The 17,763-nt window shown below is 61.9% G+C and carries 14 protein-coding genes and 1 pseudogene; 6 read left to right on the top strand and 9 right to left on the bottom strand.

All coding sequences use genetic code 11. The annotated features are described in order from the left end of the window. Positions 1 to 23: 23 nt before the first annotated feature. The 4 genes from AABM54_RS08625 to AABM54_RS08610 are packed head-to-tail and all read right to left on the bottom strand — an operon-like array spanning position 24 to position 3,221. Positions 24 to 830, bottom strand: coding sequence for a DUF4892 domain-containing protein (locus tag AABM54_RS08625; RefSeq protein WP_347904865.1), 807 nt, complete (start codon positions 828 to 830; stop codon positions 24 to 26). A 23-nt stretch (positions 831 to 853) separates the two neighbouring features. Beyond that, positions 854 to 1,513, bottom strand: coding sequence for a glutathione S-transferase N-terminal domain-containing protein (locus tag AABM54_RS08620; protein WP_347904864.1), 660 nt, complete (start codon positions 1,511 to 1,513; stop codon positions 854 to 856). Positions 1,514 to 1,563: 50 nt separating this feature from the next. Continuing rightward, positions 1,564 to 2,418 carry an alpha/beta hydrolase gene (locus AABM54_RS08615; RefSeq protein WP_347904863.1) on the bottom strand — a complete coding sequence of 285 codons (855 nt, stop codon included), beginning with the start codon at positions 2,416 to 2,418 and terminating at the stop codon, positions 1,564 to 1,566. After that, a complete protein-coding gene (locus tag AABM54_RS08610; protein ID WP_347904862.1) occupies positions 2,415 to 3,221 on the bottom strand; it encodes an alpha/beta hydrolase in 807 nt (268 codons plus the stop codon). Before AABM54_RS08610 ends, AABM54_RS08615 begins: the two co-directional genes overlap by 4 nt. Before the next feature lie 194 nt (positions 3,222 to 3,415). On the opposite strand from AABM54_RS08610, the gene AABM54_RS08605 reads away from it, so the two are divergent. Further along, entirely contained in the window at positions 3,416 to 6,397 is a 2,982-nt protein-coding gene (locus AABM54_RS08605; RefSeq protein ID WP_347904861.1) for an RHS repeat-associated core domain-containing protein, read from the top strand. Between the two features lie 30 nt (positions 6,398 to 6,427). On the opposite strand, the gene AABM54_RS08600 is transcribed toward AABM54_RS08605, so the two are convergent. From AABM54_RS08600 to AABM54_RS08580, 5 genes and pseudogenes are all read right to left on the bottom strand, one after another. Then, positions 6,428 to 6,871 carry a hotdog fold thioesterase gene (locus tag AABM54_RS08600; RefSeq protein ID WP_347904860.1) on the bottom strand — a complete coding sequence of 148 codons (444 nt, stop codon included), beginning with the start codon at positions 6,869 to 6,871 and terminating at the stop codon, positions 6,428 to 6,430. A 31-nt stretch (positions 6,872 to 6,902) separates the two neighbouring features. After that, positions 6,903 to 8,571, bottom strand: a pseudogene (locus tag AABM54_RS08595) (AMP-binding protein). A 197-nt stretch (positions 8,572 to 8,768) separates the two neighbouring features. Beyond that, the gene (gene sixA / locus AABM54_RS08590; protein ID WP_347904859.1) at positions 8,769 to 9,218 is read right to left on the bottom strand and encodes a phosphohistidine phosphatase SixA; all 450 of its coding nucleotides are present in this window, start codon (positions 9,216 to 9,218) and stop codon (positions 8,769 to 8,771) included. Further along, complete coding sequence (locus tag AABM54_RS08585) at positions 9,215 to 9,562, bottom strand: DUF4389 domain-containing protein (RefSeq protein ID WP_347904858.1); 348 nt, start codon at positions 9,560 to 9,562, stop codon at positions 9,215 to 9,217. The genes sixA and AABM54_RS08585 overlap by 4 nt, the downstream gene beginning before the upstream one ends. 18 nt (positions 9,563 to 9,580) lie before the next feature. After that, positions 9,581 to 10,606 (bottom strand): NAD(P)H-dependent glycerol-3-phosphate dehydrogenase, encoded by a 1,026-nt coding sequence (locus tag AABM54_RS08580; protein WP_347904857.1) that lies wholly within the window; start codon positions 10,604 to 10,606, stop codon positions 9,581 to 9,583. Between the two features lie 197 nt (positions 10,607 to 10,803). On the opposite strand from AABM54_RS08580, the gene AABM54_RS08575 reads away from it, so the two are divergent. The 5 genes from AABM54_RS08575 (at position 10,804) to fabB (ending at position 17,735) form a co-directional block, all read left to right on the top strand. Next, positions 10,804 to 12,927, top strand: coding sequence for a TonB-dependent receptor (locus AABM54_RS08575; RefSeq protein WP_347904856.1), 2,124 nt, complete (start codon positions 10,804 to 10,806; stop codon positions 12,925 to 12,927). A gap of 1 nt (position 12,928) precedes the next feature. Further along, complete coding sequence (locus AABM54_RS08570) at positions 12,929 to 13,843, top strand: ABC transporter substrate-binding protein (RefSeq protein WP_347904855.1); 915 nt, start codon at positions 12,929 to 12,931, stop codon at positions 13,841 to 13,843. Further along, a complete protein-coding gene (locus AABM54_RS08565; protein WP_347904854.1) occupies positions 13,840 to 15,741 on the top strand; it encodes a response regulator in 1,902 nt (633 codons plus the stop codon). The genes AABM54_RS08570 and AABM54_RS08565 overlap by 4 nt, the downstream gene beginning before the upstream one ends. A 246-nt stretch (positions 15,742 to 15,987) precedes the next feature. Further along, positions 15,988 to 16,503, top strand: a complete 516-nt coding sequence (fabA, locus tag AABM54_RS08560) for a 3-hydroxyacyl-[acyl-carrier-protein] dehydratase FabA (protein WP_347904853.1) — start codon at positions 15,988 to 15,990, stop codon at positions 16,501 to 16,503. An 11-nt stretch (positions 16,504 to 16,514) separates the two neighbouring features. Continuing rightward, positions 16,515 to 17,735 carry a beta-ketoacyl-ACP synthase I gene (fabB, locus tag AABM54_RS08555; protein WP_347904852.1) on the top strand — a complete coding sequence of 407 codons (1,221 nt, stop codon included), beginning with the start codon at positions 16,515 to 16,517 and terminating at the stop codon, positions 17,733 to 17,735. Positions 17,736 to 17,763: the final 28 nt, after the last annotated feature.

Below are 17,763 nucleotides of genomic sequence, written 5' to 3'. Positions count from 1 at the left end.
CCGCACGTTCGCCCCAGAGCGGTTTATCGCAGCAATTCGATATGCAGGCCCGGCGTGTCGACCGTACCGGTCTCCATCCGCGCCGCCCGAACGCCCTGCCCCACCAGCGCCTGTCGCCAGGCTTCGGCCGTGGCGCCAGACAAACTGACCCGCAACGTGGTGTCCAGGTTCAACCCGCGTGAAAGCAGGGTCAGCCATGCGGCCTGTGGCTCGCCGCCAAGCCTGGCGAAGTCCAGCGTGCCGGTGTCCTTGAGTTGACGCAGCAAGGTCGCCGAGGTCGGCAGCAGCTCACCCAACGGCGCATTGGCGTCGAACTGCTCGACATGCAGGTAAGCCCGGCGATTGCCACGGGTGATGCTGTAGAGCGCCACCAGCGAATTGTCCTGCGGGGCCGCCAGACGCAACAACAGGTAGGCCTGTTCGTTGTCGGAGCCATACAGCTTGGCATTGCCGAAGACTTCGTTGGCCCAGAGGCTGCTTTCGCCGCAATCGCGGGCCTGACACCAGAACAGCAACTCGGCGCCCTGCTTTTGCAGGGCTTCGCGGGCGGCGGTGAAGGCTTCGGTGGACGAATGCTCCGGCGGCAACTCGTAGGTTACCGAAGTAGCTTGCCCCCGGGCACTGACCTGACCGTCGAAGCGCAACTGGCCACTGATTTTGCGGATCGAGCCCATGGGATAGATCCGCTCAAGCGGCGCCGCGGGCCGATAGTCGACGATCTGGGCATCGGCCATACGTGGCACCTGCGGTAAATCGTGACTTGCGGGGACATCGACGGCAAACACCAGCGAACTGAAACACCCCAATCCCAACAGACTGATTAAACGCATGCTTTTCAACCTTGAAGGCATTCTCATCGGATCAGCATGGCCTGGGCGCCCTTGACGACGCTGGCATCGTCAATGCGTTGCGGCACCAACAAACCACGCTGGACCGCCGGGCGTGCGGCCATGGCCGCCATCCAGCGCTGCAAGGCCGGCAAGCCGTCCACCGAAACGCCGGACCATTCATGGCCACGCACCCACGGGTACGTGGCGATGTCGGCAATGCTGTACTCGTCGGCGAGAAACTCGACGGTTTCCAGGCGCGTGTTCAGCACTTCATACAAACGCCGGGTTTCATGCTGGTAGCGGTCGATGGCGCCCTGGAGTTTTTCCGGAAAGTAACGGAAAAACACGTTGGCCTGGCCCTGCATCGGGCCGATGCCACCCATCTGGAACATCAGCCACTGGATCGCCACCGAACGTCCTTTCGGGTCCTTGGGCAGCAGTTGCCCGCTCAATTCGGCGAGGTAGACAAGAATCGCGCCGGATTCGAACACGGCAAAATCGCCGTTGGCGCGGTCGACAATCGCCGGAATCCGGCCATTGGGATTGATCTTGAGAAAGGCAGGTGCCTTTTGTTCCTTCTGGTCGAAACTCAAGGCGTGCACCGTGTAGGGCAGGTCGAGTTCCTCGAGCACGATAGAGACCTTGTGGCCATTCGGGGTCGCAGCGGTGTAGAGATCTATCATGGTTGTCTCCCATTTCAACCCGCCCAGCCTCGACAGTTGCCCGCTGCAAGTCAAGGAACGGCGAAGAACCGATTGAAACAGTCTGCAACAAGGGCGGCACCGGGCTCGTCATTGAGGTGCACATGATGGCCGCCGGGCAGCTGTTCACGGCTAAAGGGTAGACGCTCAAGCAACTCCGAATGCTTGGCAAGCATTCCGTCAGCCGCAACCACCAATTGCGCAGGACAACTCACCCGCTGCACGAAGGACATGGCCTGCTCTTCTGACAGACGCAAGGGTGAGGCCAGGGTCAGACGACTGTCGGTGCGCCAGGTGTAACCGCCCGCCACCGGCATCAAGCCGCGCTGGGCCAACAACTCGGCGGCTTCCCGGCTGACCGCCACCACCCCCTTCATCCGCGCCTCGATGGCCCGGTCCAGCGTGGTGTAGACCGGTTTGCGCTTTTCTTGCAGGTCCAGTTGCGCTTGCAGGGCCATGCCCATGCGCTCGGCGGCGTTCTCGTGGGTCGCGGTTGGCGGAATCACTCCGTCGATCAGCGCCAGGTGAGTTACCCGCTCCGGCAAGGCGCCAGCCAGCACCACCGAAACAATCGCCCCCATGGAATGGCCCAGCAGCGCAAAACGCTTCCAGCCCAACTGCTCGGCGACGCACAACACATCATGAGCGTAATCCCACAAGGCATAACCGGCACCCATCGGTCGATGCCCGGAATGACCGTGACCGGCCATGTCCAGCGCGACGATACGCAGCCCTTTGAGCCTGGGTGCCAGGCGAGCAAAGCTGTTGGCATTGTCCAGCCAGCCGTGCAAGGCAATCACCGGCAACCCGTCTTCCGGGCCGAACAGGTGCGCCGCCAGCTCGATGTGCGGCAGGCTCAGGCGGACCTCTTCGACGACCGGGCTCATGCGCAACTGCGCTCATGGCGCCCTTGCCAACGGCTGAAAAGCTCCTTGAGCAGCGTCGCGGTGTCTTGCGGGCGCTCCAGCGGGAACATGTGGCCACCGGGCATGGTCAGGGATTCGCCCTGGGGCATACGCCCGACCGAGCTGGCGTGATGACGCATGACCACCCGGCTCTGACGGCCGCGCACCACCGCCAATGGCACTTTCAACTGGCGGGTACGACCAGGGCTGACGTGAGGCACGCCGCGATAGATGCTGATTTCCGTCGCGGGGTCGAAGCGCAACCGCAACCGGTCACCGACCTGATGCAGACCGTGTTGCAGGTAGGCGTCGAAGCATTCCGGGTCAAAACCACGGAACAGGGTTTTACCCGCGAAATAGTGGCGGGCTGCTTCCAGGTCAGTGAACTCTTCGCGACGCCCCAAAGTACGCCCGGCGGGGGTCAGCCGATCGATGAACCCGAAACGCTTGGCCGCACGGATCACCCACTGGTCGGTACGGGTCAGCACCGGCGAATCGAGCATCACCACCCCGTGATACAGCTCTGGGCAACGCAGCGCCGCGTGCAGGTGCAACACACCGCCAAACGAGTGGCCAACACCCCATACCGGCTCGGGTTGTTGTTCAAGGTGATGAATCAGCTCGTCCACCAGGTTGTGCCAGTTATCGTCCGCCGGGAACCGTGGGTCATGGGCGTGCTGCTGCAAGTGTGCAACCTGATACTCCGGCGCCAACGCCGCGAACAACTTGCCGTAAGTGCCCGAAGGAAAGCCGTTGGCGTGAGTAAAAAATATCTGCTGCGACATAGCGGTGCATCCGAAAAAACCAAAACAGGCGTTGATTGTCCGTAAGACGCCGCCCGACAGCAATGACCGTAACTGCCAGGAATGATGACAGTCCAGCCATGACAATGGGGCCGACCTGTTAGTTCTGACAGTTGACACGCCCCTGCGGACAGCCGAAAAGAACCTCTACCTGATTTCGCTCACACGGACTGCCCATGACTCACGCCCACACCCCCACATTGGCTGTGATCGACCCTCGCGGGCTGGCGGTGCGTGCCGTGGCCTATCACCGCCGCAACGCGGACGATGCACCGGACGTGCGAATCACTCATCAGGTTCATGATGCTGCCGGGCGCCTTATCCAGTGTCGCGACCCTCGTCAGTTCCAACGGTTCGAGAGAAACCCCGGCGCTGCGGCCAATCAGTCCACGGTTTTCACTCTGTCGGGAGCCGCGCTGCTGTCCGAAAACAGCGACGCAGGCTGGCGCCTTGGGTTACCGGGTGCGGCCGGACAAAGGCTGCAAGGATGGGATCAGAAACACAGCCAAAGTCGTGTGGTGTATGACGAACAGCTACGCACACGTGCCATTTTCGAACACGGCAAAGGTGAACCGGAGCGCCGTACCGCATGCTTCGCCTACGATGGCGCCACAGCAGAGGCCGCGGAGCACAACCGCTGCGGTCGGCTAATCCGCCATGACGACACGGCCGGTACTCAGCACTTCAGCGAATACAGCCTCATGGGTGCGCCCCTCGATCATTCCCGGCAGTTCATCGCCGAGCCGCATTGGTCGGTGGACTGGCCCGCCGTCGAGGCTGAGCGCGATCTGTTGCTGGAGCCTGAGCATGCAACCACTCGCATCCGCTGCAATGCTGCTGGAGAGTTATTCAGCCAGACCGACACGCAGGGCAATCGGCAGGTATTCAGCCAGACCTGCGCTGGGGAACTGCGTGAAGTCCGCCTGAAACTTCAGGACGTTACCGATGAACAGAGCCTGCTCAGCGAATTGCGCTACAACGCCTTCGGCCAGGTTGAACGACAGCGCGCTGCAAATGATGTGGTGTCCTGCGCAACGTATCGCCCGGAGGATGGCCGTCTGGTGTCCCTCAAGGCTCAGGCACCTGGAAAAGCGCCACTACAGGACCTGACTTACGACTACGACCCCGTAGGCAACATCCTCGCTATCAGCGATGCCGCCCAGCAGAGTCGCTACCTGCGTAACCAGCGCACGGCGTCGGTCAACCGCTACCGCTACGACAGCCTCTACCAACTGATCGAAGCCCGCGGCCGGCAAATCCGCAATGCCACCAGCGGCCCCGCGCTACCGGGCTTCCAGTCGCCCGTTGACACAAGCCAGCTTGAAAACTACCACCAGACCTACGACTACGACGCCAGCGGCAACCTGGAAGTCCTGCGCCACTGCGCCGACAGCGGCAACCGTACCGAGCGCAGTGCCATCGCCACCGTCAGTAACCGCAGCCTGCCTTTCACCGCCAACGGTGAACCGCCAGGGGAAGACACGATTCGCGACGGGTATGACCTCAACGGCAACCTGAAGACCTTGCAACCCGGTCAGCACCTGAGCTGGAACCTGCGTAACCAGTTGCGTCAGGTCGATCAGGTCGTACGCGAAGACGAACCCGACGACAACGAATGCTACCTCTACGACGACCATGGCCAACGCCTGCGAAAAATCCGCACCACCAGCACCGCCAGGCTGACCCATACGCACGAAACCCGTTACCTGCCGGGCCTGGAAATTCGTACAGGGCCCAAGGAAACCCTCCATGTCATCACGGTGCAGGCCGGACGCTGCACGGTGCAGGTCCTGCACTGGAAGTCGGGCCGGCAAACCGGCATTGCCCAGAACCAGCACCGCTACACCTTCAGCGATCATCTGGGCTCAAGCACTTTGGAGCTGGACGACAAGGCCGAACTCATCAGCCAGGAAAGTTACTACCCCTACGGTGGAACGGCCTGGTGGGCCGGGCGCGACAAGGTCGAGGCGAGCTACAAGACCATTCGTTACTCAGGCAAGGAACGCGACGCAACGGGATTGTATTACTACGGCCATCGGTACTACGTGCCCTGGCGCCAGCGCTGGTTGAGTGCAGACCCGGCAGGGACGGCGGACGGGTTGAATTTGTATGCGATGGTGCATGGCAATCCGGTGAGCCATGTGGATATAGCCGGGCTGGCAGGTGAAAACGCACAATCCGTACAAACCACACAACTTCGTGATGCGTCTTCATCAGCCTTTATGCGTGATTTCATTTCCAGAGGTATGGGGGGCTTGGCGCAAATATCGACCGTTGCGGCACTCAACACCTTGACGCCCAGTCATGCAACCAACACTGCGCTGGAAATAACCGCCGGCACACTTGATGGGATTGCCGTCGCGATTGTCGGGGGAGGACTGGCGGCCCGACTTCATCGTAATGCAGTGGCATTCGGTGCTGGAACCGGATTCCTGATAGGTGTTTCGCCGACAGTGTGGAGTCACGACGGTGGGGCAACGGACGAATCAGAGGTAGAACTTAACCAGGCGGCGATCAACCGAATAGGCGCAGCAGTCGGTGCCATCATTCGAGAAACTTCACAGCAAATACTCAGGGGGCATGGTGCAAACTTTCCTTGGGGGAGCGTCAATTTGCAGCAACGAATGCCGACCATCTATCGTACGGCATCAGCCTATGCCGTCACGAATGCGCTCAACGGTGCATTCGGTCGATTTGTACCGGAATCCATTCGCAGTTGGATCGCTCCTTTGATAGAGGGAGCAGATGGGCTTGTCGGTACATGGTTGCGGGGGCGTCATCCAGGAACAACGTTCACCCCGGGCACCACCCCACTGCAAACACCGCCGCTCGCTGATACCGCGCTTGGAGTGACTGGCAGGATTACTTCCAGCGTGTTCGCTTACGGTGTAGGCGCGGCGGCTGAAGCCGTGACCGCACACGCCACCGGTTTACCTGCCGCAGAGCGAGGGACGCTGGCGAACATTGCAAGCGGCGCCGTCAGCGGCGCCCTCTTGGGGCTCACTGAATATCGCGCTCCAATTATGCAACTCGCTCAAGATGGCTATCGGGGATTTCGCCCGCAAGCCGTAGACAACATGAGTTCGGATGTGCAAACAACGACAGCCAGATTCCCTGACAGACAGATCCAGCGGCGCCATAGCTACTCAAATGCTTGAATCCGACAACGGAGCCGCCGTCCCCTGCGATTATTTGCTGGGCGGCGTTTCACCCAACGGCACCACCGCCATGGTCAGGCGCGACACACAACTGGCCTTGCCTTCGTCGCTGCTCAGGCGGATGTCCCAGACATGGGTGGTGCGGCCGATGTGGATGGCTTTTGCCACCGCCGTCACCCGCCCGCTGCGCAGGCCGCGCAAGTGATTGGCGTTGATTTCCAGGCCCACGCAATAGAACTTGCTGACGTCGATGCACAGGAAACTGGCCATGGAACCGACCGTTTCGGCAAGCACCACCGAGGCGCCACCATGCAGCAGGCCGTAAGGCTGGTGGGTGCGATGGTCGATGACCATGCTCGCGGTCAGCGATTCGTCATCGAAGCCCTCGAAGCGAATATCCAGCACTTCGCCGATGGTGTTTTTCTGGATCGCGTTCAACTGCTCGATGTTTGGAAGGGTGCGCCAGAGGCTCATGGTTACGTCCTTTTGTTGGTTTTATTGGCGTTCAATCCTGCCACAGCACGGCTTCGGAGCGCTCGCTCCATTCCTCGAAGCGAGCGCCATACGCCGCCTCGACGGCGTTGCGCTTGATCTTCAGGGTCGGCGTCAGAAAGCCGTTTTCCACCGCCCAGTTGTCCTTGACCACCACCAGCCGCCGCAGCCGTTCATGCTTGTCGAGGCCACCGTTGACCTCATCGAGCAAGGTTTCCAGGCTCGACTGCAATCCACTGCGCGCACCGCTGGCGGCGTCCAGCAAACCCACCGCCGACAGCACGCACAGCCCCAGCGGCGCACTCAACCCGTCACCGACCACGCACACCTGTTCGATGCGCGAATGCACCGCCAGGCGGTTTTCAATCGGCGCCGGGGCGACGTATTTGCCTTTGCTGGTCTTGAAGATTTCCTTGAGCCGCCCGGTCAGGCGCAGGTTGCCTTCGGCGTCCTGCTCACCCTTGTCACCGGTGCGCAAAAAACCGTCCTCAGTAATAGTCTCGGCGGTTTTCTGCGGTTCCTTGTAATAGCCGAGCATGGTCGCCCCGCTACGCACCTGGACCTCGCCGGACGCATCAATGCGCACTTCGACCTCCGGGCACGGCTTGCCGATCCAGCCTGGGCGGTTCTGGCCCGGCAGGCAGATGTGGGAATAACCACAGCTTTCGGTCATGCCGTAGACCTCCAGCACGTCCAGCCCGAGCCGTTGATACCAGCGCAGCAAGGTCTGCGGCACAGGCGCGGCACCGGACAGCGCCACGCGCAAGGCGTCCAGCCCAAGCCCGGCCAGCACTTTGCGCCCCACCTGCTTGCCGATGATGGGCAGCCCCAGCAGGAAATCCAGGCGTTTGGCCGGGACTTTGCTATACACGCCCATCTGGAATTTAGTCCAGATACGCGGTACGCCAAACAGCGCCGTCGGCCGGGCACGTTGCAAATCGCTGATGAAGGTTTCCAGGCTCTCGGCGAAAAACACCGTCTGCCCGGTGTAGATCGACGCCAGCTCGACAAACATCCGTTCAGCCACATGGCACAGCGGCAGGTAAGACAGGAGCCGATCCGACTCATTGAGCCCGAACAGTCCGGTGCCGTGGGTGGTGGCAAAACCGAGGGTGCCAAAACTGTGCATCACACCTTTGGGCAGGCCCGTGGTGCCGGAGGTGTAGATGATTGTCGCCAACCGCTCGGCGCCGGGCGACGGCGTATCCTGAATCGGTGAACTCGCTTGCAAGTCATCCCAGGTGAAGTCGAACGCCCCTGGCGGGCACAGCGGCAGGCTGATGGTCGGTAAGTCGGGCCTGAGCCCCGGGGCCATGCTCGGCCAGTCATCGAGTTTGCCGATGAACGCCAGCGCCGCTTCGGAATGCTCCAGCACTTGCGCCACCGAGTCGGCGGTCAGGTTCGGATAAAGGGGAACGGACACGTGGCCCGCCATCCAGATCGCCAGGTCGGCAATGATCCAGTGCGCGCAGTTTTTCGAGATCAGGGCGATGTGACTGCCCTGCGGCAGCTCCCGGGCTCGCAGCCAATGGGCGGCGCAGCGGGGCCTGGTGACCGACGTCGGCCCAGGTCAGGGTTTGCACCTGCCCACCGCCCAAAGGCTGGACCAGGTAACGCTGATGGGGGTGACGGGCTTCGCGCTCAAAGAACACTTGCAGCGGCAAACGAAAAGCGGCGGACATGGCAGGCGCTCCTTTTTGTTCGATGTGGCGGCAAGCGTAGTCAACCAAGCACCTGCTTGGTTGGCTATTTCACACAAAAATCAGCAACGTCACCGGTCATGCGGGAGCGAGCCTGCTCGCGAAAAGCAGCGCCTCGATACATCTGATAAACCGGGGTGCAGCTATCGCGAGCAAGCTCGCTCCCACACAAAAGCGGGTTACGGGTGTTTGATGCTGTTGAGCGTCATGCCCCCCGCCAGCGGCAAATCAGCTTCAAGCTCGGCCAGGCTGGCGGTGTTCATCGGTTGCGGCGCCCGCAAGTGGCCGTGCTGCAAGAACCCGATCAGGTTGCCCACCAACGGCTGGTGGCTGACCAGCAACAGGTTGTCTGTGGTGTCGATCTGGTCCACAGCGGCCAACGGGTTGCTGTCCGGTGTCAACCACGACACGGTGCGGATCTCGGGCTCGAAACCCAACGCCTCGCGCACCAGTTGCGCGGTCTGTTGCGCCCGCACGTAAGGGCTGGCGAGGATCGCCTGGATCGGCAGGCCAATCAGTTGCGCCGCGCTGCGCAAGACTTCTTCGCGGCCGTGGGCGGTCAGCTCCCGTTCGGCGTCGCTACGGGCGTGAGACTCGGCTTCACCGTGACGCAACACCCAGAGCTTCATAGCTTTGGCTCCTCATCGCGGGCCGAATGCGGCGCCGGTGGCACGGTGTGCGGGGCTTCGCCTTCGGGTTTGCGCGGGGTCGGCCAATCGGCGAACGGCCAGGGTTTCTGGTCACTGTGGAAACTGCCAAAGCGGCCGATCTGCGCCAGAAACTGGCTCAGGCTGTCACCGAAGTTCATCAGGCCGGCGCTCGGCGCACCGTAGATAAGCCGATAGATGAGCTGCACCAGCACCACCGCGCCAAGGATGAACTGTGCCACTTGCCAGACCAGCACATAGATCAGCATCCACAGCACGCGCAGCAGAATGGATTCGTACTTGGGTGCCTCGTTTTGATCATTCATGTCTCGCTCCTGTCGTGCTCAGTTGAAACCGCTGGTGGAGATAAAGTCGACGTCGGTTTTCGGCTCGCCGCGCATCAGCAACTCGATGACCTGATTGAGCGTGCGCCCTTCAAACAGAATCGCATGCAAACCGGCGACCAGCGGCATGTAGACGCCCACCTCCTGAGCCTTGGCCTTGAGCACCTTGAGGGTGTTGACGCCCTCGGCGACTTCGCCCAGGCGCGTCACCGCCTCTTCCAGGCTCAAGCCCTGACCCAGGGCGAAACCGACCTGATAGTTACGGCTTTTGTCCGACGAGCAGGTGACGATCAGGTCACCGACCCCGGCCAGCCCCAAGAAGGTCATCGGGTTGGCGCCCTGATTCACCGCAAAACGGGTCATTTCCGCCAGTGCGCGGGTAATCAGCATGCTTTTGGTGTTTTCGCCCATGCCCAGCGCCACGGCCATGCCGGCGATGATCGCGTAGACGTTTTTCAGTGCGCCGCCCAGTTCCACGCCAAAACGGTCGGCGCTGGCGTACACCCGGAAGGTCCGGCCGTGCAATGCCTCCTGGACGCGCTGGCAAAGCGCTTCGTCTTCGCTGGCGACCACGGTGGCGGTCAACGCGTGCTCGGCGACTTCACGCGCAAGGTTGGGCCCGGACAGCACGCCGATGCGCGCCTTGGGGGCGATCTCTTCGAGGATCTGGCTCATCAGCTTGAACGTATGGGCTTCGATGCCTTTGGTCAGGCTCACCAGCAGCTTGCCGTCGAGGCACTCGGCATGGGGCGCCAGCACCGCGCGCAAGGCGCTGGACGGCAACGCGACGAAGCACAGCTCGCAAGCGGTGAGTGTCGCCAGCAAGTCGGTGACCGGCTCCACTCCCGGATGGATCTTGATGCCCTTGAGGTAGCGTGGATTCTCGCGATTGACCCGAATGGCCTCGGCCTGTTCCGGGTCTCGCATCCACTGCCGCACCGGATGACCGTTTTCGGCCAGCAGGTTGGCCACGGCGGTCCCGAAACTTCCGCCTCCCAGGACCGCAATTGGGCGCTGTTCAGTCATATGCAATCCGTTAATCCATACCAGTGGCGATGTCGGCATTATACGGAGCGGCCCACGGCGGGCCAGCCCCCATCACAATTACCTACACTTGTAGGAAGTCGACCATCAAAACCGAGGAAAATGCCGGCATCGTGACTGGAAAACTCGACCAGCTCGGTTACCATGCGCGCCAATTATTCGCTTACCAAGGCTGTGCCGTGTCTTTTGGCCCTCCCCTCCCTCGTTCGTCATTCGTCCTGGCGCTGCTTTTCAGCGCACCCGTGTTGGGCGATGACCTGTTCCTGGACGATCAACCGCTCCCGCAGGTCCTGACCGCCACGCGACTCAAACAGTCAGCGGCGGCGGTGCCGGGCAGCATGACGGTGATCGACAGTGAACTGATCAAGGCCAGCGGCGCCCGGGACATCAGCGAATTGCTGCGGCTGGTGCCGGGGATGATGGTCGGCAATATCAATGGCAATCAGGCGGCGGTGAACTACCACGGCACCAGTGCCAGCGAAGCGCGGCGGATGCAGGTGCTGATCGACGGACGCTCGGTGTACCGCGCCGGCCTGGCGACGGTGGACTGGAGCGACATCCCGGTGGCCATGGAAGACATCGAGCGCATCGAAGTCTTTCGCGGGCCCAACACCGTCAGTTACGGCGCCAATGCACTGATGGCGGTGGTCAACGTCATCACCCGCGCACCGGCCAACAGCCATGGCACGCGCATGAAGATCACCCGAGGCCAGCGCGGCATCAGCGACTGGTACGCCAGCCAGGGCACCGGCTGGGACAGCGGCGACCTGCGTTTGTCGCTGTCCGGCCAGGAGGACGACGGTTTCGACACCGACCGCACGGGCGCCGATTACCGCGACAGCCGCCGCTTGAACCGCTTCAGCCTCGCCGTCAGCCAGACGCTGAACGAGCAGCAGAGCCTGGACTGGCAGTTGAACGCCAAGGACGGCAGCAATCAGCGACCGTATACCTACCGCCCCGTGTTCTCCGGAATTACCTCCGCCGGTAACAATTCCGACGTGATAGCCAAGGACTACGCCAGCTCCGTACGCTGGAACCTGGACATCCACCCGGATCACAGCCTCTATGTGCAGGGTTCGGCCCAGCACTGGGACCGCCAGCAAACCTGGCGCGCCTGCGACGCCGAAGTCTCGTTCAGCCCGGAACTGACCCGGCTCTGGCAGCTCAACCCCAACTACACCGAACGCCTGGCTCGCCACATGGAACGCTTCACCGGCACCGGTGCCCCCGCCGGCACACCGGCCGAACAGGCGCTGGGCAATCAAGTGCTGGAGCAATGGCGAAACGGCGCCCGGCAGACGATCTGCGGCGACATCGACCAGAGCGCCCGGGAGTCGCGCTACGACCTCGAAGTGCAAGACACCTTGAGCCTGTCCGACAGCCTGCGGCTGGTCAGCGGCGTGAACTATCGTTACGACCGGGCCGACTCCGAGACGTACTTCAATGGCACCCTCGACGACACCACCTGGCGCGCGTTCGGCCAACTTGAGTGGCGGGCCAGCGAACACTGGCTGCTGCAAGGTGGCGCCATGTTCGAAAACACCCAAATGATCGGCAGCTCCCTCACCCCACGGGTGGCCGTCAACTACCTGATCAACCCGCGCCACGGCCTGCGGGCGGTGTACTCGGAAGCCGTGCGCTCGCCCGATATGTTCGAGAACAGCGTCAACTGGAGCTACCGGGTAACCAACCTCAGCCCCGGTGCCTACGGGCAGTCCAGCGCCCGTTACTTCGTCAAGACCCGCGGCCCCGGCGATCTGGACCAGGAGCACATGCGCTCGCGGGAACTGGGCTACAACGGCTTTTTCGCCGACCTGGGACTGAACGTCGACGTCAAACTGTTCTACGACGAAATCACCGGGATGATCAGCGAGCCGCTGCGCAACAATCAGTTCATTGCCAGCAACAGCAACTCCGCACGCTTCACTGGCACTGAAACCCAACTCGACTGGCATGTCAGCAGCAATGACCGTTTGCGCCTGACTTACGCCTACGTCGATGCCAACGCGAGCAACCCGCGTGACGAGCAACAGAGCGCACGCAACAGTGGCTCGGCCGGTTGGCTGCGGGACTGGGGCAACGGCTGGAACAGTGCGCTCTTCTACTATGGTGACGACGCGCTCAACGGCTACGGCTTCGAGCGGGTCGACACACGCGTGGCCAAACGCATCGCCCTGGGCCGGGCCAACCTGGAACTGGCCGGCATCCTCCAGCAGCGCCTGGACAACCAGCCGACGACCTTCGTCGACAACCGCTACGATTCGCGCCACGTGCTGTATGTCAGCGCGCAGCTAGAGTTCTGACATGCCGACGCCCACCCTTTGGCGCATAGGCTGCATCGGGATGTTGCTACTGGGCTGGCTAGGGCTCGGCGCCCCCGCGTGGGCGGCCGATGTTCTGCTGACCGGCGCCCATGACAGCCCTGCCGTCCAGGCCTTTACCCAGGCACTGGCCAAACAGCGGCCCAAGGACAACGTGCGCTTCGCCCCGTTTGCCAGCCTGCCGGTGCCGGCGAAGCTACCGGCCAGCACCCGACTGATCCTGCTCGACCTGCCGAGCCTGGACTGGCGCCTGCAAGACGCTCAGGGACCACCGACCCTCGTGCTGCGCATCAGCCGTCTGCAAGCCAATCAGCGCCTGGGCAACAGCGTGCCGGCGCGCCTGACGCTGTTGTGGAGTGACCCGCCCCTGATCCGCCAACTGCGCCTGACGAAAAAACTCCTGCCCCAGGTGCAGCGGGTCGGCGTGCTGTATGGCAAGGGCAGCGAGTTTTTGCTCAAGGAACTGCAACAGGCTGCCCGGCCTCTGGGCCTGAAAATCGTCGCCGAGCGCTGGGACAACACTCAGGACAGCCGCCCTTTGCAAACCTTGCTGCGCAACAGTGACGTGCTGCTGGGGCTGGACGACCCCGGGCTCTACAACCCGAAAACCGCCAAAAACCTGTTGCTCAGCAGCTACGGCCAACAACTCGCGCTGATCGGCCCCAATGCCGGCTTCGTCAAGGCCGGCAGCCTGGCCAGTACCTACAGCGATCAAAGTGACTGGTTGCAGATGCTGGATCATCTGCTGGACCGTCCACCCGCCAGTTGGCCACGCGCGTTGTACCCGCAACCCTTCAAAGTCTTGAGCAACCCGCAAGTCGCCCGCTCCCTGGGCATCGAACAGATCGACCCCGGGACCGTGGCCGCCCAGTTGGCCGAAGGAGAAAACCGTCCATGAGCTTGCGTCGCCGTTGGGACATCAGCACCCGCACCCAAATCATCAGCCTCGGCCCGGCCCTGCTGCTGACCTTGCTGCTGATCAGCTTTTTCACCTTCGTGCGGCTGCAGGATTTGCGTCAGGAACTCAACCACACCGGTCAACTGATCGCCAACCAACTGGCGCCCGCCACCGAATACGGGGTGATCTCCGGTAACAACGAAGTGCTCGAAAGCCTGATGAAGGCTTCGCTGGCCACACCACACGTGCGCTTCCTCGAAGTCCAGGACAGCACCAACCACATTCTGGTGTACGTCGAGCAGCCCTCGGAAATCCACAACCGCTCGCAGAAGGTCGAGGTGTTCCAGGCCCCGGTTCGCTTGCAGCGGATTGCACTCGGCAACGATTTTCTTCAGAGCCAGCAGGCACCGGCCCATGCCACTGCCGAGGATTACCTGGGGCGAGTGATTGTCGGCATGTCCAACGATGCCTTCAGCCAGCGCCAGCAGGAAATCCTTCTCAAGGCCGGCGTCCTTGCCTTGTTTGCCCTGCTCTTTACCTTTCTCGTCGCCCGGCGCCTGGCGGCCGGCCTGTCGAAGCCGCTGCGCGACATCGGCAACGCGGTCAAGGCGATACAACAGGGCGATTACAAAACCCCGCTGCCGATCGTCGACGATACCGAACTCGGCGCACTGTCGCGGCACATCAATAACCTGGCCAACGGCCTGGAAGTCGCCAGCCGCGAGCAGCACCAGGCCATGGCGCAACTGATCCAGACCCGCGAAGAAGCGGAGAAAGCCAACAACGCCAAATCCGACTTCCTGGCGATGATGAGCCACGAATTGCGCACGCCGATGAATGGCGTGCTGGGCATGCTGCAACTGCTCGAAACCACCGACATGACCGAGGAACAGATCGAGTACGCCGCGCTGGCGTCCGAATCCACCGAGCACTTGCTCAAGGTCATCAACGACATTCTCGATTTCTCGCGCATCGAACGTTCGGCGCTGGAACTGGAACATATCCCGTTCAACCTCGCCGAGCTGATCGGCAACTCGGCCCAGTCTTTCCAGCACAGTGCCACGCAGCGCGGGTTGAGCCTGGACCTGCTGGTCCCCGACGACATGCAGGCCTTGCAGGTGCAGGGCGACCCGACGCGGATCCGGCAGATCCTGGTCAACCTGATCGGCAACGCCTTGAAGTTCACCGAACAGGGGCGGATCTCGATCGAGGCGCAGTGGCAAGCGCTGGACCACGAACTGCTGTGGTTCACCTGCACCGTGCGCGACAGCGGGATCGGCATTTCGGCACAAAGCCTGGAGTCGATGTTCAATGCCTTCCAGCAGGCCGACAGCTCGATCTCCCGGCGTTACGGCGGCACCGGGCTGGGCCTGCCGATTGCCCGGACCCTCGCCGAGCGAATGGGCGGCACCCTGCGCGCCCAGAGCGAAGAAGGCCTGGGCTCGGTGTTCACCCTGGAAATTCCGCTGGCACTGTCCAGGCTCACGCTGCCGGTGCTGGCGCCACGCACGCCGGCCGGCAACGGTCATGGCGAAGGCCGCAATGTGTTGCTGGTCGAAGATAATCCGGTCAATCAGACGGTCATCCAGGCAATGTTGCGCAGCCTGGGCTTCACTGTCAGTGTGGCCACCGATGGTGCGCAGGCGGTGAAGAGTGCCGAGAGCCTGATGTTCGAGGCGATCCTGATGGATTGCCGGTTGCCGGTCATCGATGGTTACGAAGCCACCCGACAGATCCGTGAACTGCCGGGCTGCGCCGATGTGCCGATCATCGCGCTGACTGCCAATGCCTTGCAGGGGGACCGCGAGGCCTGCCTGTCAGCGGGCATGAACGACTATCTGGCCAAGCCTTTCAAACGCACTGATCTGCAGCAAATTCTTCAGCGTTGGGTGCAGTAGCACAGAGCTATCGACCATCTGCGACTGGCGTGAAAGGCGAAAGTGCGGCAGTCTTAGCCTCCGAAACTGGCCTGAAATTGGGCTTGAATAATAATTTCAGTGCACAAGTGTACATTCATGTCCCTTGTGCTGTGACTTTCACCACAACGCAATAGTCTATGAGTAGGCTGCCGGTTTGAGGCATGAATGTTTCGATCGGCCGGGAAGATTCTGCCCCACCTGCCGCATGACTATTGAGGAGCTCGCATGACCAAACAAAACGCCTTTACTCGGGAAGACCTGCTGCGCTGCAGTCGCGGTGAGCTGTTCGGCCCGGGTAACGCGCAACTGCCCGCCCCTAACATGCTGATGGTGGATCGCATCACCCATATCAGCGCCGAGGGCGGCAAGTACGGCAAAGGTGAATTGGTCGCCGAGCTGGATATCACCCCGGACCTGTGGTTCTTCGCCTGCCACTTCGAAGGCGACCCTGTAATGCCTGGCTGCCTGGGCCTTGACGCCATGTGGCAACTGGTCGGTTTCTTCCTCGGCTGGCAAGACCTGCCAGGTCGTGGCCGCGCTCTGGGTTCGGGCGAAGTAAAATTCTTTGGCCAAGTGCTTCCCACCGCCAAGAAAGTGACCTACAACATTCAGATCAAACGCGTCATGCGCGGCAAACTGAACCTGGCCATCGCCGATGGTTCGGTCAGTGTCGACGGTCGCGAGATCTACACTGCCGACGCCCTTCGGGTCGGCGTATTCACCTCCACTGACAACTTCTAAGGGTTATCCGCATGCGCCGCGTCGTTATCACTGGTCTGGGCATCGTATCGTGCCTGGGCAATGACAAAGAGACCGTCTCCGCTAACCTGCGTGCAAGTCGCCCTGGCATCCGCTTCAACCCGGAATATGCCGAAATGGGTCTGCGTAGCCAGGTTTCCGGCTCCATCGACCTGCCTCTCGAAGAATTGATCGATCGCAAGATCTATCGCTTCGTCGGCCACGCGGCGGCTTACGCCTACCTGGCCATGAAAGACGCCATCACTGACTCCGGCCTGACCGAAGAGCAAGTGTCCAACCCGCGCACCGGCCTGATCGCCGGTTCCGGTGGCGCGTCGACCCTGAACCAGATGGAAGCGCTGGACATCCTGCGCGAAAAAGGCGTCAAGCGCGTCGGCCCATACCGCGTGACGCGGACCATGAGCAGCACCGTTTCCGCTTGCCTGGCCACACCTTTCAAGATCAAGGGCCTGAACTACTCCATCGCGTCTGCCTGCGCCACCAGTGCTCACTGCATCGGTACGGCCATGGAACAGATCCAGATGGGCAAGCAGGACATCGTGTTCGCCGGCGGTGGTGAAGAAGAACACTGGAGCCAATCGTTCCTGTTCGACGCCATGGGCGCACTCTCCAGCCAGTACAACGAAACACCAGACAAGGCTTCCCGTGCCTACGACGCCAAGCGTGACGGTTTCGTCATCGCCGGCGGTGGCGGCATGGTCGTGGTTGAGGAGCTGGAACACGCTCTGGCCCGCGGCGCGAAGATCTATGCCGAAATCGTTGGCTACGGCGCGACGTCCGACGGCTACGACATGGTCGCGCCAAGCGGCGAAGGTGCCATCCGCTGCATGCAGATGGCCATGTCCACCGTCGATACTCCAATCGACTACCTGAATACCCACGGCACTTCGACTCCGGTTGGCGACGTTGCGGAAATGAAAGGTGTACGTGAAGTGTTCGGCGCCAACGCTCCGGCCATCAGCTCCACCAAGAGCCTGTCGGGTCACTCCCTGGGCGCCGCCGGCGTTCACGAAGCGATCTACTGCATGCTGATGATGGAAGGCAACTTCATGGCGGGTTCCGCCAACATCGACGAACTGGACCCGGAAGTGGCTGACATGCCGATCCTGACCAAGACTCGCGAAGACGCCACCATCAACACCGTGATGAGCAACAGCTTCGGCTTCGGTGGCACTAACGCCACCCTGGTCCTGAAGCGCTGGCAGGGCAAGTAAGCCCCGCCGCTTCGCCGTACATGAAAAC

The sequence above is a fragment of the Pseudomonas purpurea genome, from assembly GCF_039908635.1.
Taxonomy (GTDB): domain Bacteria; phylum Pseudomonadota; class Gammaproteobacteria; order Pseudomonadales; family Pseudomonadaceae; genus Aquipseudomonas; species Aquipseudomonas purpurea.
This window is presented reverse-complemented; position numbering and strand designations above follow the sequence as displayed.